The 20,592-nt window shown below is 60.4% G+C and carries 15 protein-coding genes; 1 reads left to right on the top strand and 14 read right to left on the bottom strand.

All coding sequences use genetic code 11. The annotated features are described in order from the left end of the window. Positions 1 to 86: 86 nt before the first annotated feature. Both NGM28_RS00780 and NGM28_RS00775 read right to left on the bottom strand, forming a co-directional pair. Positions 87 to 7,001 carry a Tc toxin subunit A-related protein gene (locus NGM28_RS00780; RefSeq protein ID WP_252088413.1) on the bottom strand — a complete coding sequence of 2,305 codons (6,915 nt, stop codon included), beginning with the start codon at positions 6,999 to 7,001 and terminating at the stop codon, positions 87 to 89. A 922-nt stretch (positions 7,002 to 7,923) separates the two neighbouring features. Then, entirely contained in the window at positions 7,924 to 8,244 is a 321-nt protein-coding gene (locus tag NGM28_RS00775; RefSeq protein ID WP_252088412.1) for a Tc toxin subunit A, read from the bottom strand. 505 nt (positions 8,245 to 8,749) lie between these two features. Here NGM28_RS00775 and NGM28_RS00770 point away from each other — a divergent pair. Further along, positions 8,750 to 9,049, top strand: coding sequence for a hypothetical protein (locus tag NGM28_RS00770; protein WP_252088411.1), 300 nt, complete (start codon positions 8,750 to 8,752; stop codon positions 9,047 to 9,049). Positions 9,050 to 9,172: 123 nt separating this feature from the next. Here NGM28_RS00770 and cycA read toward each other — a convergent pair whose 3' ends face one another. The 12 genes from cycA to cbiE form a co-directional block, all read right to left on the bottom strand. After that, a complete protein-coding gene (gene cycA, locus NGM28_RS00765) occupies positions 9,173 to 10,588 on the bottom strand; it encodes a D-serine/D-alanine/glycine transporter (RefSeq protein WP_252088410.1) in 1,416 nt (471 codons plus the stop codon). A gap of 217 nt (positions 10,589 to 10,805) precedes the next feature. Next, a complete protein-coding gene (locus tag NGM28_RS00760; protein ID WP_252088409.1) occupies positions 10,806 to 12,170 on the bottom strand; it encodes a PepSY-associated TM helix domain-containing protein in 1,365 nt (454 codons plus the stop codon). A 58-nt stretch (positions 12,171 to 12,228) separates the two neighbouring features. Beyond that, positions 12,229 to 14,295, bottom strand: a complete 2,067-nt coding sequence (locus NGM28_RS00755) for a TonB-dependent copper receptor (protein ID WP_252088408.1) — start codon at positions 14,293 to 14,295, stop codon at positions 12,229 to 12,231. A gap of 69 nt (positions 14,296 to 14,364) precedes the next feature. After that, on the bottom strand, positions 14,365 to 14,796 hold the full coding sequence (locus NGM28_RS00750) for a DUF2946 domain-containing protein (protein ID WP_252088407.1): 432 nt from the start codon (positions 14,794 to 14,796) through the stop codon (positions 14,365 to 14,367). A gap of 25 nt (positions 14,797 to 14,821) precedes the next feature. After that, a complete protein-coding gene (locus NGM28_RS00745) occupies positions 14,822 to 15,304 on the bottom strand; it encodes a copper chaperone PCu(A)C (RefSeq protein ID WP_252088406.1) in 483 nt (160 codons plus the stop codon). A gap of 47 nt (positions 15,305 to 15,351) precedes the next feature. Further along, complete coding sequence (locus tag NGM28_RS00740; RefSeq protein ID WP_240066336.1) at positions 15,352 to 15,741, bottom strand: DUF2946 domain-containing protein; 390 nt, start codon at positions 15,739 to 15,741, stop codon at positions 15,352 to 15,354. Between the two features lie 163 nt (positions 15,742 to 15,904). Beyond that, positions 15,905 to 16,759 (bottom strand): SPFH domain-containing protein, encoded by an 855-nt coding sequence (locus NGM28_RS00735; RefSeq protein WP_240066335.1) that lies wholly within the window; start codon positions 16,757 to 16,759, stop codon positions 15,905 to 15,907. A gap of 26 nt (positions 16,760 to 16,785) precedes the next feature. Continuing rightward, the gene (locus NGM28_RS00730) at positions 16,786 to 17,223 is read right to left on the bottom strand and encodes an NfeD family protein (RefSeq protein ID WP_240066334.1); all 438 of its coding nucleotides are present in this window, start codon (positions 17,221 to 17,223) and stop codon (positions 16,786 to 16,788) included. Positions 17,224 to 17,285: 62 nt separating this feature from the next. Continuing rightward, entirely contained in the window at positions 17,286 to 17,468 is a 183-nt protein-coding gene (locus tag NGM28_RS00725; protein WP_240066333.1) for an AbrB/MazE/SpoVT family DNA-binding domain-containing protein, read from the bottom strand. A gap of 93 nt (positions 17,469 to 17,561) precedes the next feature. Continuing rightward, on the bottom strand, positions 17,562 to 18,290 hold the full coding sequence (locus NGM28_RS00720) for a cobalt-precorrin-6A reductase (protein WP_240066332.1): 729 nt from the start codon (positions 18,288 to 18,290) through the stop codon (positions 17,562 to 17,564). After that, positions 18,287 to 19,381, bottom strand: coding sequence for a cobalt-precorrin-5B (C(1))-methyltransferase (locus tag NGM28_RS00715; protein ID WP_252088405.1), 1,095 nt, complete (start codon positions 19,379 to 19,381; stop codon positions 18,287 to 18,289). The genes NGM28_RS00720 and NGM28_RS00715 overlap by 4 nt, the downstream gene beginning before the upstream one ends. Then, complete coding sequence (gene cbiE, locus NGM28_RS00710) at positions 19,374 to 20,585, bottom strand: precorrin-6y C5,15-methyltransferase (decarboxylating) subunit CbiE (protein ID WP_252088404.1); 1,212 nt, start codon at positions 20,583 to 20,585, stop codon at positions 19,374 to 19,376. Before cbiE ends, NGM28_RS00715 begins: the two co-directional genes overlap by 8 nt. Positions 20,586 to 20,592: the final 7 nt, after the last annotated feature.

Below are 20,592 nucleotides of genomic sequence, written 5' to 3'. Positions count from 1 at the left end.
CCTGCGCGTTGCTCATTGTTGTTGACCGAGGCGGATGGGTAACCCGCCCCAGAGTGCTTTACCAAATCAACTCGCGATGTGCAGTTCTATGTGAGCTTGTCCATCCCGTGCAGGTCACCCAGTGGAGCAGCTCCATCTTTATTCGTTTTGGATGCGGTAAGTGGCTCTGTTCTGAGGGTTCTAATTGCCTGGGTGAAAGCGGGATCCCCTGCCTTGGCCGTGTACACCATGTTGAACTTGATGTCCTCGATGATTGAAAGGTCCTTGAGTAGTTTATCGTCACCCAGAATCTCCAGCGTCCACTCCGAGATGGCGCCAGTCCCTTCGAACGGCAGGTAGCGGCCATCATGGAACATCAACTCATAGACCCAGGTGCCAGGCTCATAGCCAAGGCCATCTTCAGCGACCGTTGAAGACAATGCGATCTGCTGGTTCTGGCGGGGGTTGTGCAGAACCAGTTCGGTATTTTTATGAGCCTCAATGACCTCCCTCTTCGTCTCGTTACCAGGGTAGAACGAGCGGGCCGCATTTTCGTCGGGCATGAGCAGCGTGGTACTACGTGTCTGCGTGAGAATTGCGCACAACTCGTCCACCTGCTTGTCCTTATTGATCATGAGTGTCACGGATACATGCTTAAGCTGGCGGTGGTAGTGCCCCGGATAACTCTGGTCAAAGTCATCGGCCTTGAACTTGAGGGCCTGGACCAATGACGTGGTACGGTCTGGTTCTGTCTTGAAGGTCTTCGCCCATTGCTTGCCCAGGTGCTTCTTGAGGCTGAAAGACTTCTTGATGGTCAGCCGTCGTTCATTGGCGAGCATGTACTGGTTTTCCAGGCGCTGCAGGTCATTCACCAACGATTCGCCTGCCAAGAGGCCCTTGTAGTTATCACGCCAGGCAGCGGGATTGACGAACCTGTCGCTGGTGTAATCACCCATTTCAAAGCGCCAGGCATTCTCTGCGTCAAGACATAGCGAGAGCACGGCATCGTACGCTGCACGATAGAGCACACCCTGTCTAGCTGTAAGCCAGTGATAGCACGTAGGCGCGAGGAACCCAGTGGTCATGCCCTCTTTGATGGTTTCCAGGTCGGCTTTGATCTGCTTGGCTTGTTCCAGGCTATAGCTGGCTGCTTTCAACTCAATATCGGTAATGGCCATATCTTGATTGATAAGCTTCAGGTCCCAGTCCACTTGTTGCCGCTCGAACGCCCACTCGTCTGCTCGGCGGTTGTACTCCCCTTGGAGCATTAGCTCCTCCGAAAGCATTCTTGTGCCCTCGGCACCGACACGCAATGCCAAGGCGGCCTTGTTACCGATTGAAGACGGTTTGTTGCCGCCGAAGGCAACCCCGTAGATGGTGGGTACAGCGGCTTCCGTAAGACCGGCGGCGAAATCGAATGGGATACTGAGCAGGGTCATGCTATTGGCCGCGAACCTTAACAAGGTTGCCCCTTCTTCTTCGGCCGATCTCCCTACATCGATGAGCCTGCTGAGGTAGGCATGTTCAGCGGTTGCTGCACTACGACTGATGTCCAGGCTCTTTTTACTGGCCTCCAGACTTTTGATGGCCTCCTCTCGTATACGTATCTCAAAGTCGGCGATGTTGATCTCCTGCTCCTTCAGTTGCAGATCCTCGTCCGCAGCATCTTCAGTTTGCAGCAGGTGTAGGTAGTGCCGGCCAAAGTCCAACAGCTGTTGTGCGGCCGCCCGGGCGACGGGCAGCAACTGCCGGAACCGATAGTGAGGGAAGGCGGGCGGGGCACTCTGATAGGCAATCGGTAGGTCGCTGACCCCTCCAGAATTCGGGGTAAATGCGGGCGTGCTCTCGCTGTTCCAGTCCATTGGGGGCAATCGCTTGCCATCGAGCGTCAGCCCATGGCGCAAGTTGTACAGGCGGCTTTCCAACGTGTTGCGCAACTGGATGACCCGTGGGTTGAGCGGTTTTCGGAAGGCGCTGTCTTCGACTTTACCCAGTGGTATGGGCTTCCACCGGGAGGCCTTACTGAGTTCGGGCAGCGGCCCGAGTACCTTGAGTACTTTCTGATAACACGACCAAGCGTGATTAAGTGTGCTCGGCTTGAGCTGGCGGTACAGGTGGTCGCCCTGCAAGAGCCAGTTCTCCAGCAGTGAAAGGTAAACAGCCTGCTGGTAATAACGTGAGCGCACGAAGACATGGCTATGAAGGTCCACATCCTTTTGCAGGGTCGAACACAGTGTACCGACCTCCGAGAGTGGGCGGGTTCTCCACGGAACGGGGCGGCCGTCTTCGTCTGCGGTGGGCTGGAAGGGTGAGAACAAGTAGCGCCGGTACCAGTCCTCGGCCTCGTCGAACTGCTGTTGTTCGGTCAGGCGGGTGGCAATCAGGGCAGGCAGGTGCAGAAACAGTTCACGCAGGTGGAGGCCGTTGGCGCCGTGCAGTTCAAGCTTGGCGTCCTCGAGTGCCGACGGGAGCTTGGGCTCGGTAAGGCACTGGGTCTCCCAGGTCAGGACGTGCTCGATGCCCTTGGTCGCATAGGCGACCAAGCGTTTGCCGAATAGCGTGTTGAGGCGGATATTTTGAGGTGTGTATGCTAAAGACGAAATGCGAGTTACGTCAAATTCGAGATATTGGCTAAGGTTTTCTGAGCGTTTGATTGATACATTCCAGGGGGCGTCGAGCTCAGGGAAGTCTATCAATATTGTAATGGGGGCTGATAAATTACTGTGGCGGATGGTTATGGCTTGGTTTCCAGGATTGTTTTCTGGGTAACAGATGATGTACTTTGCTTCTGATTCAGATATATCCCCTGCTGAGATGCTTGAGGGGGCGAGTATGGTTGTTGTTGCTTGCTTTAGGTTGAGGTTGGTGTTCGTTGTTTTTATTGTAAGTTCTATTTTTTCGTCGGCTATTGATAGTGCTTTTGCGGTGATGGTGAGTTCTTCAGTTTCAAGTGCATTGCCTTTTGTCGCTTCTTTTCCCGTGTTTTGCAGTCTTAGGTACGTAGAATGTCCTGTGTAAACATGTTGAATTTTTTCAGGGGAGTTAAAGGTGCTTATCAACGTTTTGCAGATACCTTTCGCGTGTAAGCTGCTGATGGGCTTGCTGTCCAGCAGCAACAGGTCCCGAGCTTCGATGAAGTATCTATTATTATGTTTTTCGGATTCCAGAGCGCCATCGGCTTGATTGGTTCTTTCTACTGTGTCACCTTGGAGGTCATGTAGAACAGCGATCAACCACGGGTCTTCATTGCGAATGCCTTCCTTGTCCACCACAATGATAAGTTCCGGTTTGTAGTTGAGTGATTTTAGGCAGGGGTTGTTTGTATCTCCCAGCCACACCGCATCTTTATAACCATCCAGGCATATGAGTTCGTTTGCAGTGCTCCACGTGTCATCGCTCTGTTGATACGCATAGTTCACGGCAATCTTCCGTGTCTTCGGTAGGGTCTTGTTAGGCGTTTCGCCGCTGGTCAGGTCCGTGGCACCTCGTTCAACCCAGAACACATAACGGCGATCGCCGATCACGACAGGGCGTATTACATCGCGGGTCAGGGTTGCCCCCCCCGATTTATACTCGCTCTGTACCACTTCACTACTGACCGCCAGCCCGATCTTCTCCCATTGGCTCCAGGCGAGGGGGCTCAAGCGCTGCTGGTCGTCGCGCAGGCCCATGTCCAGCGTGCGCCAGTAGTATTCCGGCGGCGAGGTGTTGGTCTTGCCGATCAGGTGGTAAGTGTCTTTCAGTGGATCGCGGCCATCGAGATAGCCACTGATCACCTGCAGGTTGCTGACCCGCTCGAACTTGGTCAGGTAAGTGCGAATGGCCGTGTCCAGTACGGCAGTGTCCAGTTTGCCCTGGTTGAGTTCCACCTCCAGTTCTCGGAAGGCATCGCTCTTGTTCGGGCGTTTGCTGTAATGGATGAGGTTTTCCGGATGGTTCAGCTGGTCCTGGCGTTGTTTCCAGGTGGCGTACTGCCCAAGATAATTGCGCCAGTCGGCCTCGGCCTGTTGCGACTCCGGGGTTTCGTCCAGGCCAGGCTCCAAGCGCGCGTACAGCCGGAACAGGTAGTGCTGCAGGCTACCGATGGCCTGGTCCAGCAGCGTGGTATCGACCTGGCTGCTGACACCGATGTCGGTGAGGAAATAGTTCGACAAGTCATCGAATGACGTGATGCTGTTCTGCAGGCCGGGCTGCGAGGGTGCCCAGTGCGCGAGTAGGTAGCCAGCCAGGGCGTCGCGCCAACGCTCTTGCATGTGTTTTTCGATGCTGTCGCGCACGGCGTCGTCGCAACTGGCCAACAACAGCTGGCTGGTAGCCTCGAACTTGGTGTACGCATGGTGATTATCTAGTGAGACCAGGTCTAGCAGGGACTGGCAGGGCAGGCCAGTGCGTTTGCAGAGTGCTCTCAGGCGAAGGATACGATCGATGTCGGTGATCGTGGTGGGGACGCGGGGCTTCCACTCGAAAAAAACTTTAGTGCCGTAATTGTCCGGTAAGGCTTCAAGCGCAATGGGCAGGTATGCTGTATATGGATCTGACTCTTCCTTTATTCTGGCTTTCTCCCAGAGATCAGGCCTGTAAGCCTCCTTGTATTGGTCTTGTGTGAGGAGTAATGGCTCAGGGTTGTTTCGGATGAAGTCATCTAGCTTATCTATAATGTCCTGTGTGAGATCAGAGTAGATTTGATACCCAATATATCTGTTTGTAGCCATTCTTACGATGAATTGGATCTTTGTAGTTTTAGTGTCGTAGTAAGCTGTTTCGTCAGGCGTTAGCGTAGTTAGGAAGTCATTGAATGTAGGAAGTGCGATGCCTGTAGAGGTGGTTTCCTTTTTACGTGGGGTGGCGAGCTTGACTGCTTCAGCCTCCCATCCAAGTAACTTGGCCAATTGCGCTGATGCGCTATCGACCTCGGCGCTTTCGGTGCCATGAAGGTGGCTTGACAGATAGTCCAGGGCTGCCTTTTCATCGCCGTCATTGTGCTTGCACACGTCGATCCAGGCTCGGAAGCGACTCAATTGGTAACAGAGATCCAGATTGATAAAAGAGCGGGCCACCAGGACTTTGGCACCTGGTAGCCAGTCAGTGAGTGCCTCAACGTCGGACGGGACCAACACCTCTTCGAGGTCGAACCACGCCTTGTGGTCCAAAAATGCTTCAAGTACACCTGGGCTCAGGCGCAAGCATTCGACCAGTTTGCAGCGCTGCTCAAGCTTGCGCCAGAGTGAGTTGTCGGCCTCGCTGGGCGTTTCCTGCGCGGACACCTTGCGTATGGCCGCCAGCAGTTCGTTTTCGGATATATCGCACCAACGCAACAAGTGGGGAATATGTTGTGGTGTCAATGAGAGGCTATTGTTTCCTGCACCGAAAACGCTCAACAGCACTGAGGCCATCAGTTCCTTCATGCTGTCGCTCAAGGGTGTGTCTGCGGCCGGTGCGACTTCGCCAGGTTTGTCGCTGATCGTTGCCTGCCGATCCGTGATCGCACTCGACAGCCTTTTAGTGAGGGACAGTGACTGGCCCGAAGCGGGTGTCAGGGCATCAAGCAGGGTGGAGGGTAGAATACGTTCCTCGCGCAGCCACTGATCGAGGTTGACCAAGGCCACCAGCATATCGAGCACATCGGGCGCGTGAACATTACTGATCACAGGTTTGCCCGCCAGCTGAGTCAACAGCGTTTCACCTGACGCGCCCAGCAAAGCAACCAGCGCGATCCCCTCGTGGAGGGGGCGCTTGAGCAGGCGGTGCAGGCGGCTGAGGCGGTAGAGCGAGGACAGCAGCTCCAGCGACAGGGTCAGGCTGCTCAAGCCCAGTGCCTTCTTGGCTTGCCCTATGTATGCGAGGGTAGTCGGTTCATCCAGCCCCACGGCGTTGCAGAGACCAGGCAATATCTTGTATTGGCCATCTGCGCCATCGGTCGGATCGAACGTGCGGTCGTCCAGCACCAGCCGGTTCTCCACCTTGTCAATCGTATTGGCACCAGGGCCGTCCAGCACCCGATCCAGCATTGAGGGGCGGTCACCCACGCTGTAGGGGGACACCTCGAGCACCAGCGCGCTGAACTGCTCGGCGCTGACCCCATAGACTTCGTTGAGGTAGCGGAACACGCCCAAGGCGCGCAGGGTGCAAGGGGTCATGTTCCAGTTGGTGGTCAGCCCCTGGGCACGCAGGATCGAGATCAGCAGCAGGTCGACTTCGGCAAAGGGCAGGGCCAGTTCGCGCTGCAGGTGGATCATCTGGTACATGCGTGGCAGGCAGTTGTAATCGAGCCGGTCGAACGACAGCGTGATGCCCGGCTTGTCCAACACATCCTTCACCGTCAGCGGCGTCTCGCGACGAGTGTTGATGTAGGCGGCGCCGGGGTGATACTGCTCCAGGGCCAGAGCGGTCGCCGGTTGATAGGCATTGGAGCGTTGCACGGCGCTGAAGCCGGTGCTGGCATTGTCATCAATACCGGAGATCGCCAGCATTTCCAGTACCTGTTCGGTGGTCAGGCCGGTTCTGCGGCAATAGTTTTCGACATCGAGCAGCTCATCGATGGCCGCCTTGGCGGGTGAAGTAAACCCGTACCAGGCTCTCCACCCATCTGCCGTTCTCCTCAGTGGTTTCTGCGCAAGCAGCAATGCTTGTAGTGCAGGGCTGAAGCCGCTTGCCTTGCGCATGGCCTCGCGCAGTTCAGGTGTGCGCAGGCGATCGTTGCAGAAGTTCGGGTAGCTGGGGTCGGATTTTTGCAACAGGTCGAAGAGCGGAATCTTCCGGTGCTTGAGTACGGTTTTGATCTGTTCTTGGGCGTGGTGGAAGGGGAGGTAGGCGTGTTGGCCAGTGGAGGCCAAAGCTTCGGGGAGGTGGGCGTCAGGTACGATGTGCTTCTGTGCCAGGCGAGTGAGTACGCGAATGGCTATGGTTAATGCTGAAATAGGTTGTTCAAGGAGTGTTGGATCAAGCAGTAGTTCCCCGATGTCTGGGCGTCGTTGTTCTAGGAGTGTGCTGCCTGCCTCAAGAGCTTTCTCTTGAGTTAGCAAGGCTTTGGCTTTAAGTACTAAGTCGTGGGCTATTTTGTTTATAGGTCTTAGTATTTGGGGGTTAATGGGGTTTGGAGTTGAGTGTGAAGTGCTGGAGGCGTTTGTGATGGTTGTAGGGTAGGGAGTATAAAGCTCCAGCAAAGTTTCTAGTAGCTGAATTCTTTCGGTGGTATTTTTGGAAGAGTTTGGTGAAAGTGATTTGCAAATTTCTTGTTTGAGATTTTCCTTGAAAGTAGAAAGCCTATTCAATTCCAGGTTTTTAGGGTGGATATTTTGAATTTTCCAACCAGGCTGAGTCTCAGGGTCGATCTGTATGTCACGTGAGTGGTCTGATGTGTAGTCGTATATGTATGAGGTGGATGTCTCATATGTGCTGCTATCTGTGTAGTTGTAGTTGTCGTCAAGGTGGAAACGGTCTATAGATCGGATTACACAAGTTAGAATGCTGGAGGTGATTGGTATATAGCTTTCTGGTATGGAGAGGAGGATGAGGGATTTATATATGTGTAGCTGGGAGCTTTTGTATTTATCAAGATTGTCGGTGAATTCTTTTTTTGCCGCGCTTGAGGTTTTTCCGCCTTGATAAAATGTATATTTGTCAGGGTTAAGATTATTTATATACTCCTGATAAATTTTTGGGGTGTGGCTGGGTTGGGTGGCACTATGGTTTTCAGGTTGCAGGTAATACTTTTCCTCTTCGTGTGGCTGGCGGTGCCCAATCAGTGGAAATAAATCCGACTTTAGTATGAGCTTGTTGGCTGTGTCTATTAATGTGTTTGTTTTGATGTCTATGTGAATTTTGTATGTTTTGGTTTCTGATTTATTTGTCGTTTTTTATCGTTATTAGATGTTGTGTTTTCTTGTTGGGTTTCTTTTGTTTGCTTGATGATTACGATTATTGTATCTTTGGATTCATAGACTTCTACTGTTGTATTGTTGGTGGACATGCATTCGATTTTTTGTGGGATTCTATGTCTAGATTCAAAAGGTTTTTTGTGGTCGTCTCAAGTTTTTTTATTTTTTCTGTTGTGTCTTGTAGCGCTTCTTCTATGATTTTGTCAAATTCTCTTCTCTCGGCTAAGTTTTGTCTGTATTTGTTTGGTGTCGCTTTGTAGAGTTCATAAAGATAAAAGTTTGGCCCGTTTTTCGATTCCGGGGCGTTGGGGGCGCAGGTATTGACTAGCTGTTCAATGAACAGTTTGGCGTAGGTGTTTGAATTACCGTCGATCATTTTGTTGGGCATGTCAATTCGCTTCCTTGTTATACACGTGAGAGGTGTTAACGGCCGCTGCCGAACACGAGGTGCTCTGAACGGATTGGAAGGCATACGGCAGAGGGGGGCAACTGGCAGAAATGCTAGGTCGTGACATTGCGTCGGGACCTGTTGAGGGCATTTGCAGCCCAACATTTTGACACACAAGCAGTACTTGAGTACCGTGCCGCACCGCAGTAGTTTCTGCGGTTCGGGATTGGCGTCCCGCTGTCAGAACCGGACACATCGCACCTGCGATAGCGTGTCCTGCATGGTTGCACCCGTTATGGGCGGAGCCGTGTGTGGGAGCCTTCGGGCTCACCGGACCTTCTGACCGGCAACGCCAACCCGCACGGCTCCGTCCACCCATATTGGCGTATGGGCACGGAGAGACACTTCAGAAGGCTGCAAGGAGTAGCACCATGCTCAAGAAGATCGTTCCAGATCCACCGTTCGCATTTGTCGAGATCGCCACCTTTCATCGAGAGGTGCAGCCATGAACCAGGAATCGCTGGTCAACCACAGTCCCCGCCAATCACGTCCCGTCACCGCTTGTTCCCACTTTGGCACCTGCAATCACGCCCATGATCCGATTCTCTCGGTACGTGCTGGCGTTGATAGCGAGGATGCGCTGGTGTGCGCCGTGGCGGCGTTGAAGGCGGCGTATGAGACCAATGCTGCCGCGTTGGAGAAGGCGGGGGAGCCGTTGCGCAGTTTGCTGACGGCTACGGAGAACTCGTTGGAGAAAGGGTTGGCGTTGGCCGAGGCGGTGCTTGAGGGGTTGGAGCAAGGCTGACAATCGCCGGGGCTGCTTTGCAGCCCTTTCGCGGCACAAGGCCGCTCCTACAGGGGGAGCGCGATCATCTGTAGGAGCGGCCTTGTGCCGCGAAAGGGCCGCGCAGCGGCCCCACTGGCCGGATCAGTTGTTGGACGCTTCATGCACCGCCGCACGCGGCTGACGCCTGCTGCGCACAAACTGATAGGTCACCGCCAGGATCACAAACCAGATCGGCGTCACCACCAGCGCCGAGCGGGTGTCGGCCTCCAGGCTCAACAGCACCAGAATGCCGGCAAAGAACACCAGGCACACGTAGCACATGAAGCGCCCTCCGGGCATCTTGTAGGTGGACTGCTCATGCAGCGCCGCGCGCTGTTTGCGGTAGCTCAGGTACGACAGCAGGATCAGCGTCCACACAAACATGAACAGCACCGCCGACACCGTCGTCACCAGGGTGAAGGCTTCGATCACATTGGGTACCAGGTAGATCAGCACCGCGCCCAGCAGCAGGCAGGTGCAGGAGAAGTACAGGCCGTTGGCCGGCACCGCGCGGCGCGAGAGTTTCTCGAACGCCTTGGGCGCATCGCCCTCCTGGGCCAGGCCGAACAGCATGCGGCTGGTGGAGAACACGCCGCTGTTGGCCGACGAGGCCGCCGAGGTGAGCACCACGAAGTTGATGATGCTCGCCGCCGCCGGCAGGCCGGCCAGCACGAACAGCTCGACGAACGGGCTCTTGCCCGGCACCACGTCACGCCAGGGGGTCACGGCCATGATGGCGATCAGCGCCAGCACGTAGAACACGATGATGCGGACCGGGATCGAGTTGATCGCCCGCGGCAGGGTGCGCTCGGGGTTCTTCGCCTCGGCGGCGGTGGTGCCCACCAGCTCGATGCCGACGAAGGCGAACACGGCGATCTGGAAGCCGGCGAAGAAGCCGAGCAGGCCGTTGGGGAACATGCCGCCGTCATTCCACAGGTTGGCCAGGGTGGCGGTGTGGCCGCTCGGTGACTGGAAGCCGGTGATGACCATGTACAGGCCGGTGGCGACCAGGCCCATGATGGCGATGATCTTGATCAGGGCGAACCAGAATTCCATCTCGCCGAACATCTTCACGGTCACCAGGTTCAGCGACAGCAGCAGGGCCACGCAGCTCAGCGCCGGTATCCACTGTGGCAGATCGGGGAACCAGAACTGTGTATAGGCGGCGATCGCCACCACGTCGGCGATGCCGGTGACCACCCAGCAGAACCAGTAGGTCCAGCCGGTGAAATAACCGGCCCAGGGGCCGAGCAGGTCGGCGGAGAAATCGATGAACGACTTGTAGTTGAGGTTCGACAGCAGCAGCTCGCCCATGGCGCGCATGACGAAGAACAGCATGAAGCCGATGATCATGTAGACGAAGATGATCGACGGGCCGGCCAGGCTGATGGTCTTGCCCGAGCCCATGAACAGGCCGGTGCCGATGGCGCCGCCGATGGCGATGAGCTGGATGTGGCGGTTGGTCAGGTTGCGTTGCAGGTGTTGCTCTTCGGAGGGTGTCTGGGAGGTCCGGGTCATAGGCTGCATTCCATTGAGGGTCAGTCTTTTTGTGAGCGAAAGCCGTGTAGGCTATCACGTCGTGTTCCGATCACGGGCGTGGCAGATCGACACGATCTTGGCGGTGCAGCGCGGTGCTCGACATGACGGGAATCAATGGTTGATTTCGCCGGCCCTTTCGCCGGCAAGCCGGCTCCTACGACGATCCTGTAGGAGCCGGCTTGCCGGCGAACAGATCTCAAGCCCGAACCATGGCCCGGCGTCTCACCACCAGGCTATCCACCCCCCACATCACCACCATGGACAACCCTACCAGCGGGAAGGCGACGCCCAGCACCAGCATCACCCCCACTGCTGTCTTCCAGCGCGGCAGGTCATGGCGCAGCGGCGGCACCCCCAGTCCACCATCTGGCTTGCGCTTCCACCACATCACCACCCCGCTCACCGACCCCAGCAGGATCATCAGGCACACCAGCAGGATGACGATCTGGTTCAGCGGCCCGAACATCTTGCCCTCATGCAGCATCACCCCCAGCTCCGTGGCACGGGCTACCGGGCTGTAGTCCTGCCAGCGCACATCGGCCAGCACCTGCCCGGTGTACTGGTCCACATGCAGGGTGGCGTCGTTGCGCGGGTCGTCGGCGAACACCGCAATGGTGAACACGCCGTCAGCAGTGGTTGGCAGAGTGGTGCTGTAGCCCGGCTCGACCTTGCGCAGGGTGGCGACATCCTCGACCTGCTGCAGGCTGACCTGCGGCGCCGCAGGTGCGTGATCCATCCTGTGATGCCCGGCATGCTCGGCGTGAGCACCGGACACCGGCATCGGGGTGTTCTCCATCGCCCACGGCACGGTCTGGCGATGGGCGCTGTTGAGGTCGCGCGCTTCTTTATCGGACTTCGGCACGTCATTCCACATGGCCGCCGGGAAGCGGTTCCACAGGTCGGCGTACTGCTTGCCCCACAGCCCGGTCCAGGTCATGCCGCTGATCAGCATCAACAGCAGCAAGGCCGAGCCCCAGAAGCCGGTGACGGCATGCAGGTCGCGCCACAGCACCCGGCCGCGAGCGCTTAAACGTGGCCACAACACACCAGCGCTGTTGCGCCCGCGTGGCCACCACAAATAGAGGCCGGACACGACCAGGACGATGCCCCAGCCGGCCGCCAGTTCCACCAGCCGGTCACCGACCGTGCCGACCATCAGTTCGCCATGCAGGGCGCGGGCGATGGCTTGCAGGTTCTGCTTGCCGTCCTGCGCGCCCAGCACCTTGCCGCTGTACGGGTCGATGAACACGTTCAGCTCGCGCCCGCCGTCATGCACGACGAATTGCGCGCTACGTTCGGCATTCAGCGGCGGCAGGTACTGGCCGACATGGCCCTGTGGATAAGCCTCGCGCACGTTGGCCAGCAGGGTATCGGCGCTTTGCCGGTGATGGCCGGCCTCGACCACCATCAGCTCGCGGTACATCAGCGGGTCGAGCTGTGGCTTGAACAAGTAGATGATCCCGGTGATCGCCAGCAGGATCATGAACGGCGCCACGAACAGCCCGGCATAGAAATGCCAGCGCCACGCAAGGTTGTAGAAGGAAACGTTTGGTTTGCTCATGAGAGCCTCCCCTAGACCTTAAGTGGGCGCGGTCAGGTCCCGCGCCCGTTTGTTGTTGTCAGAAGCTGAAGTCGACCTTGGTCCAGAAGGTCCTGCCTGGCTCGTTCACCGGGTCCGTGGCGCTGGCCGGGTAGCCGAACCCGGCGTTCCCGGCCAGGTTCAGGTGCTCGGCGTAGGCCTTGTCGAACAGGTTGTCGACGCCCGCGCTGAGCTTGAGGTTGTTGTTGATCTTGTAGGCGCCGTTGAGCGAGAACACGCCGAAGCCTGAACTTGTGTCGTAGTCCTTGCCGACCACGTTGCCCTGGTTCTGGGCAATGCGGTTCTGCTCGGCGACCAGGCGCCACAAGGCACCGACGCTCCAGGTGTCGCGGCTGTAGGTCAGGCCCAGGCGGCTTTCCAGCGGTGGCATCTGTGGCAGGGCCTTGCCGTCGCTGCTGTTCTTGCCCCAGGCGTAGGCCAGGGTGGCGTCGGCCTTCCAGTTTTCGGTCAGCTTGTAGGCCGCGCCCAGCTCGCCGCCCATGATTCGGGCATCGATGTTCTGCGCCTGGGAAGTGAGCGAGCCCATCATGTTGCGCTGGTAGTCGAACAGGATGTAGTCGCGGACCTGCCCGACATAACCCGAGGCCCAGGCTTCCAGGCGCTCGTCGCGGTACTGGATGCCAAAGTCGAGCTGGGTGGTCTTCTCCGGCTTGAGGCCGTCGAAGGCGTTGACCGAGCCGGCCGGGGCGCGCTTGGGCGAGAACAGCTCCCAGTAGTCGGGGAAGCGCTGGGTGTGGCCCAGGCCGATGTAGGTGGTGGCCGGGATTGCCGCCAGGTCGTGCTCGTAGCGCACGAAGCCGCTGGGCAGGGTGTCGGCGCGGGTATCGCCTTCGGTGGCGCTGCCCTTGCGGAAGTCGCGGGCCGAAGCGCGGTCCAGGCGGGCGCCGGTGACCAGGCGGTCTTCGCCGGTTGCATACCAGGTGAGTTCGCCGAAGGCGCCGTAGTTGTGGAAATCGGCATCCTTGGTCCAGGGCTGGCCCTTGTGCGCGTTGACGCCCATGCCGCCACGTTGGCGGTGCTCGTTGGTCTGCGCGTCGATGCCGCTGATCAACTGCACGTCGGCCCAGCGCCAGGTGGCCTTGATCCGCGCCCCCATTGTGCGGCGGTCGACGTTGCTGACCATGGGCATGCCCATCATGCCGGTGCCTGATGGAGTGCGCAGGGTGTAGTTGTCCATCACGTGGTCGGCGTAGTTGTAGTAGACCTGCGCCTCGACCTTGTCGAGCACGTCACCGATATTGGACTTCTCGAAACGCAGCCCCAGGCTTTCGCGCTTGAACTGCGAGCCGTCCATGCCGCGCCCGGCGGAGCGGGCCTCGCCGTCGCCCTTGCCTGCGGTCAGTTCGAGCAGGGTGTCGGCGTCCGGAGTCCAGCCGAGGCTGACGTCGCCGTTCCACTTGTCCCAGCGCGAAGGCACGGTGTTGCCGTTGCCGTCCTCGAAGTCGTCCGAGTGCGACTGGTTGCCGATGAAGCGCACGTAGCCGAGCTGATTGCCGGCCGCAGCGTCGAGCACCTTGTCGAAGCGGCCGTTGGAGCCGGCCAGCACGCTGCCGTTGACCCGGCTGCCCAGCTCGCCGAACTTCTCCGGCTCTCGCTCGAACAGGATGGTCCCGGCCGAGCCGCCTGGGCCCCAGATCACGCTTTGCGGGCCCTTGATCACAGTGAGGCGGTCGTAGGTTTCCGGCGAGATGTACGAGGTCGGGGCGTCCATGCGGCCAGGGCAGGCGCCGAGCATCATGCCGCCGTTGGTGAGGATGTTCAGGCGCGAGCCGAACATGCCGCGCAGCACCGGGTCGCCGTTGGTGCCACCGGCACGGATCACCGAGAAGCCGGGGATGGTCTTGAGGTAGTCGCCGCCGTCGCTGGCCGGCACGGGTTGGCGCGGGTCCTTGGGATTGGTGACCACGGTCAGCGGCGAGCTTGGCGCGATGGCGGTGATCACCGTCGGGCTTAGTTCGGCCGGGTCAAGAGCATGGCCTTCATGGCCGGTTTCGGCGGCAAAGGCCAGTGGTGCGAGCAGCGAGCCGCAGAGCACGGCGACGGTGCCACGCAGGGAAAGGGCAAAAACAGGGGTGCAGCCGGACATAATGATTCCAGTCGATCAGTCGTGAGTCAGCGCGAAGCCTCCTGGCTTCGGGCATTTAGCGTGTTGTGTTCAGACGACGATCGAACGGGGCGGCGCGCGGCTGCGGGCGCCGGGGAATACAGCCTGCCGGGCATGGCCCTGGCGCGTGGCGACGGTGAGGTGGGTGGGTGGGGTGACGCTGCCCGCGCTGAGCGGGCTGAGGGTCTGGGGCAGGGCGGGGCAGTTGAACAGCAGGCTGCAGTAGCCGCACTTCTCCCACATCACATGCAGCTGGCCATCGTTGCCGTGGCCGTGGTGCTCGTCGTGACCGTGCGCCATGGGCATGCTCATCGACATGTCCATGGGCATGGACATGCCGGCGTGGTGCTCCATCGGCATCGACTGGGAAACCAGCGGGCCGATGAAGATCATCCACATGGCGAACAGGCTCAGCCAGCCGCCACCGACGCGCCTGCGATCAGGGCGGGTGGTATGGGCGCAGCTGTAGCGCGGCAGGCTCATGGCGAGCGCCAGTCAGTCGATCAGATCAGTGCGCGTGCTCGTGTGCGGCCTGCTCGGCCGGTGGCTGCTTCTGCACGGCGACCTCGACGGTGATGTCACCGGCCTTCTCGAAGTGCAGGGTCAGCGGGAAGCGCTTGCCGTCGGTCAGCAGGCTGCGGTCCTTGGGCTGCATGATCATCACGTGGTAGGCGCTGGGGGCGAAGGTCAGGTCCTTGCCGGCAGGCACCACCACGCTTTGCACCTGCTGCATCTTCATGGCGCCGGCGGCGCTCATCGTATGTTCGTGCAGTTGGGCGTCGGTGCTGATTGGCGTGTCTGCCGAGAGCAGGCGGTCATCGGCCTTGCCGTTGTTGTGCACGACGAAATAGGCCGCGACGTTGGGTGCGTTCGGCGGCAGTTCCAGCGACCAGGGGTGGGCGATATGCAGGTCGCCCTTGGTGTATTCGTGGGCGTTGGCATAGGCGCCGGGCAGCAGCAGGGCGGCCAGGACGAGGGCTTGCTTGAGCATGGATGAGTCTCCGATCTGTTGAGGTTCAGGCAGGCAGCGTAGTGAACTCAGGCCAGGGGAGAGGCACGGGGATTGAGCGCGGGCCATAACTGGCGCGGCGTGGGCTGGTAGTCGGTGAGTTGCGGCGAGTGCCCCGCAGGCAGCACGGGAGGGTTGTGCAACTGCGGCGGGTAGCCGGGCAGGGCCAGCAAGGGCGCGGCACCCAGGCAGCACCAGCAGTTCATCATGCTGGCGCTGTCGTCGCTTTGCGTACCGAGGTCGATCTTGGCCAGGGCCTGGACATCGACCTTGGCCTTGTTGGCCATGCTGGAACAGAACGCCCCCCACAGCAGCTGTTCTGCAGGGCCTTTCGGCGCGGCAGAAGACAGCGGCATGGCCAGCAGGTTGAACAGCACTGCAAGGCAGGCTATCCAGGCGATGTGCCGACGTGGGGGCATGGAGAGATCCGGTCAGGAATCGTGATGGCTATTGTACGGCGGAGTATAGGAAAAAATGCCGGGGTGCGGTGAAGTGCCGCACCTGGGGGGGTGAGCGGTTCGCCGGCAAGCCGGCTCCTACAGAGAACCCCGTAGGAGCCGGCTTGCCGGCGAACCCGCGCTATCAGGCCTTGCCGCGGCCCAGCAGCCCGCGCACGGTCTCTTGCAGGTCGGCCGGCAGCACCACCACCTTGGCGTTGTCGCTACCCGCCAGGTTCTCCATTGCCCCGATATACCGCTCACCCAGCAGGTACATGGCCGGCACGGTCTCGCTGCCCACCGCGTCCTTGACCAGGGTGATCGCCCGCGCCGACGCCTCGGCCAGGTTGACCTGGGCTTCGGCATCCAGCTTGGCCGCCTGCAGGCGCGCTTCCGCTTCGAGGATGGCTGCCTGTTTGTTGCCTTCGGCGCGGGTCACGTCGGCTTTACGCTCACGTTCTGCGGCAGCCTGGCGCTCCATGGCCGTCTGCATGCTCGGCGAGGGCTTGATGTCCTGGATCTCCACCGAGCGCACGGTCACGCCCCAGTCTTCGGTCTGCTCGGACATCGCCTCGCGCAGGCGCGCCTTGATCTGCTCGCGGCTGGACAGCGCCTCGTCCAGGTCCATGGCGCCGACGATGGCGCGCAGCGAGGTCATGGTCAGGCTGGTCACGGCAAACGAGAAGTTCTGCACGCCGTACGAAGCCTTCTGCGGGTCGACCACCTTGGCGAAGCACAGGGCGTTGGCGACGATCACCGCGTTGTCTTTGGTGATGATCTCCTGCTGCTGCACGTCGAGGATGATGTCCTTGGTGGGCAGGCGGTAGGCGACCACGTCCATGTACGGGATGACGATGTTCAGGCCCGGCTTGAGGGTGCTGTGGTAGCGGCCCAGGCGCTCGACGATCCATTCCTCGCCCTGGGGCACGATGCGCACGCCCTTGAACACGGTGATCAGGACGAATGCGGCGAGGGTGGCGACGACGATGAGGCTGGTCATGGTGCGAACTTCCTTTTAGTGCGGATTCAGGCCCGGGTGACCCGGGCGGTGTTGCCTTCGATGGCGGCCAGGCGCACGCGCTCGCCGGCGGGGATGTCGTTGTCCGAGACGCAGGTCCACTCCTCGTTGCCGAGGATGGGTTTCTGGAAGCGCACCCGGCCTTTCTGGAACTGCGACACGTTGGCGGTCAGCAGGCCGACCTCGCCGATGACGCTGTCGGCGGTCCAGCGCACGTCCGGCTTCTTGCGGCGGAACACCTTGAACCAGAGCACGGTGGTGATCGATGAGAACACCACCCACAGCAGGCCCTGCATATCGAGTTGCAGGCTGGGGGCGAGCAGCGAGACGAGCGACACCAGCACGGCACCGATGCCGAACCAGAGGATGAAGAAGGTGGGGAGCACCAGTTCCAGCAGGATCAGGGCCACGCCGAAGACGAGCCAGATCCACCATTGCATTTCCATATGGGTGGAGCCTTCCAGAAGAGGGAAGGTGATTGTACGGCAGGATCAAGGCCCAGGGCCATTTACCTGCCCTGTTGAACTCCGCTTATGAGAGTGTCGCGATGCTTATCGACCGGCTGTTCGCGCTGAATCACGAAGTCGCTGGTTACACCGTCATTTGCAAACCAGGTGTCCCAATCGCTTTTGAAGACAGGGGGCGCATCTTCATAAGCTGTATTTTGGGGACGTTTGGGCGTATCTGGCATGAGGTGGCTCCATTCGAAGTACCTAGGAAGGGCTACACCTTGCTGAATCTTGTAGGGCGATGAAAGCATCAATGTGTTTCGGAAGATGCCGGGTCATTCAGGCGGCAAGCTCAGAGCCTCAAGTAACCGTTTCGGGTCAGGGAAAGTTTGATCCACCTCCGGCAGCTCCGGCCGCTTGAGCACCAGCACTGGAACCCCGCGCTCCCGCGCCACTTCCAACTTCGGCTCGGTGGCCGTGCTGCCGCTGTTTTTGCTCACCAGCACATCGATCCGCCGACGTTCGAACAGGGCACGTTCGTCGTCGATGAGGAACGGCCCGCGAGCACCGATCACCTCGCAGCGTTCATTGCCGGGACACGCCTCGAGCGCGCGCAGGGTCCAGAACTGGTGTGGTGGAATTTCGTCCAGATGTTGCAAGGGTTCACGACCCAGCGTGAACAAGGGGCGCTCGAACGGGGTCAGCGCCTCGATCAGCCCGGCCCAGTCCTCGACTTCGCGCCAGTCGTCCCCAGGCTGCGCCTGCCATGCCGGGCGGCGCAGGGCCCAGCAGGGAATGCCTGCGCTGTTTGCGGCGAGAGCCGCATTGCGGCTGATCTGCGCGGCGTAGGGGTGGGTGGCGTCGATCAGCAGGTCGATGCCTGCTTCGCGCAGGTAGTCGGCCAGGCCTTCGGCACCGCCATAACCACCGACCCGCACCTGGCAGGTCAGGTCCTGGGGCACACGGCCGATGCCGGCGAGGCTGTAGACATGCTGCGGACCCAGCTGGCGAGCAATGGCCAGGGCTTCGGTGACGCCGCCGAGCAGCAGGATGCGCCCCTTCATGCCACACCCGCCTTGCCGACGATGCCGCCCTGGCGGTCGATGGCGAACACTTCCACCTGCACCTGGGCCGGCACCACGCTGCGGGCGAAGACCAGGGCGTGGCGGCACACCTCGTCACCGAGGGCGATGCCGGCAGCATGGGCAAGTGCGAGGGCCTGCTGGCTGGTGTTGGCGGCGACGATCGCCTGTTGCAGCGCCGCGTCTGCGCCAATGGCCGCCGCCCAGCCCGCCAGTTGCGGCAGGTCAATGCTGGAGTGGCGGCTGTGCAGGTCCATGTGCCCGGCCGCCAGCTTGCTGATCTTGCCGAAGCCACCGCACAGCGTGAGGCGTGGTACGGGCACCTTGCGCAGGTGCTTGAGCACGGCGCCGACAAAGTCGCCCATCTCGATCAGGGCGATCTCCGGCAGGTTGTAGACCCGGCGCATGGTGTCTTCGCTGGCGTTGCCGGTACAGGCGGCGATATGGGTGTAGCCGTTGGTGTGGGCGACATCGATGCCCTGGTGGATCGAGGCAATGTAAGCCGAGCAGGAAAATGGCCGGACAATGCCGCTGGTGCCCAGGATCGACAGCCCGCCGAGGATGCCCAGGCGTGGGTTCATGGTCTTCAGGGCCAGCTGTTCGCCGCCCTGGACATTGACCGTGACCTCAAAGCCTCCACCGTAGCCGCAATCGCTGGCCAGTTGCAGGAGATGGTCGCTGATCATCTTGCGCGGTACCGGGTTGATGGCCGGTTCACCGACTGCCAGCACCAGCCCTGGGCGGGTCACGGTGCCAACGCCCGCGCCGGCTACGAAGCGAACACCAGGCTCGGCGAGCAGGCGCACCTGACTGTAGAGCAGGGCGCCATGGGTCACGTCGGGATCGTCGCCGGCATCCTTCAAGGTGCCGGCTTCGGCCAAGTCGCCCTTGAGGTGGCAGAACTCCAGGCGCATCTGCACCACCTTGCCCTTGGGCAGGGTGATTTCCACCGCATCGTGTTGCTGGCCAGTCAGCAGCAGGCGCGCTGCGGCCAGGCTGGTGGCGGTGGCGCAACTGCCGGTGGTCAGGCCGCTGCGCAGGGGGGCGGGCTGTTCACGAGTCTCTTCACGCATCGAGGGGTTTCACCACGTCGAGCAGGGTGATCGGCAGGGCTTGGCGCCAGGTGTCGAAGCTGCCCAGTGGTTGAGTGTGGGCGATGTGGATGCGGGTCAGTTCGCCGCCATGCTGCTCGCGGAACTGCGCGAGGGTGACCTCGCTTTGCAGCGTGACGGCGTTGGCCACCAGGCGCCCGCCCGGCAACAGGCGCTCCCAGCACAGGTCCAGCACGCCTTCGCGAGTGACGCCGCCGCCGATGAAAATTGCATCCGGGCGCTCCAGCCCAGCCAGCGCGTCGGGTGCTTTACCACGGACCAGTTGCAGACCGGGTACGCCAAGGGTGTCGCGGTTGTGTTCGATGAAACCCTGGCGGCCTTCGTCGGCCTCGATGGCCAGGGCGCGGCAGCTGGGGTGGGCACGCATCCACTCGATGCCGATGGAACCGCAGCCGGCGCCCACGTCCCACAGCAGCTCCCCGGGTTGCGGTGCCAGGCGGGCCAGGGTGATTGCTCGCACGTCGCGCTTGGTCAGCTGGCCGTCATGACGGAAGGCGCTGTCGGGCAGGCCGGCTACCCGGGGCAGACGTGGGGTGTCAGGTGAGGCCTGGCAGTCGATGGCGACCAGGTTGAGCGTGGCGATGTCGGTGTGTGGCCAGTCGTCGGCGGTGCCGCTCAGTTGCCGTTCCTGAGGACCACCGAGGTGTTCGAACACCTGAAGGCGGCTGGGGCCGAAGCCACGCTCGCGCAGTTGCCCGGCGATGGCGGCAGGAGTGCTTTCGTCGTTGCTCAACACCAGCAGGCGCATGCCGTTATGCAGATGAGTGTTGAGCGCGGCCAGCGGGCGGGCCACCACCGAGACCACCTGCACGTCCTGCAACGGCCAACCCAGGCGGGCGGCGGCGAGGGCGCAGGAGGAGGGCATCGACAGTACCTGCAGTTCTTCGGCAGGCAGTTGGCGCGCCAGGCTGGCGCCGACGCCGTAGAACATCGGGTCGCCGCTGGCCAGTACGCACACTGGCTCGCCGCGCAGGGCCAGGACCGGGGCCAGGGAGAAGGGGCTGGGCCAATGCAGCTGTTCAGCGGTCACGCAGCGGGGCAGCAGGGCCAGCTGGCGTGGCGCGCCGATGATTCTTGTGGCGGACAGCAGCGCGCGACGGGCCTGTTTGCCCAGGCCGCTGAAGCCGTCTTCGCCGATGCCTATTACTGTCAGCCAGGGGGCCATCGTGTCC

The sequence above is a fragment of the Pseudomonas sp. MWU13-3659 genome (assembly GCF_023757525.1).
Taxonomy (GTDB): domain Bacteria; phylum Pseudomonadota; class Gammaproteobacteria; order Pseudomonadales; family Pseudomonadaceae; genus Aquipseudomonas; species Aquipseudomonas entomophila_E.
This window is presented reverse-complemented; position numbering and strand designations above follow the sequence as displayed.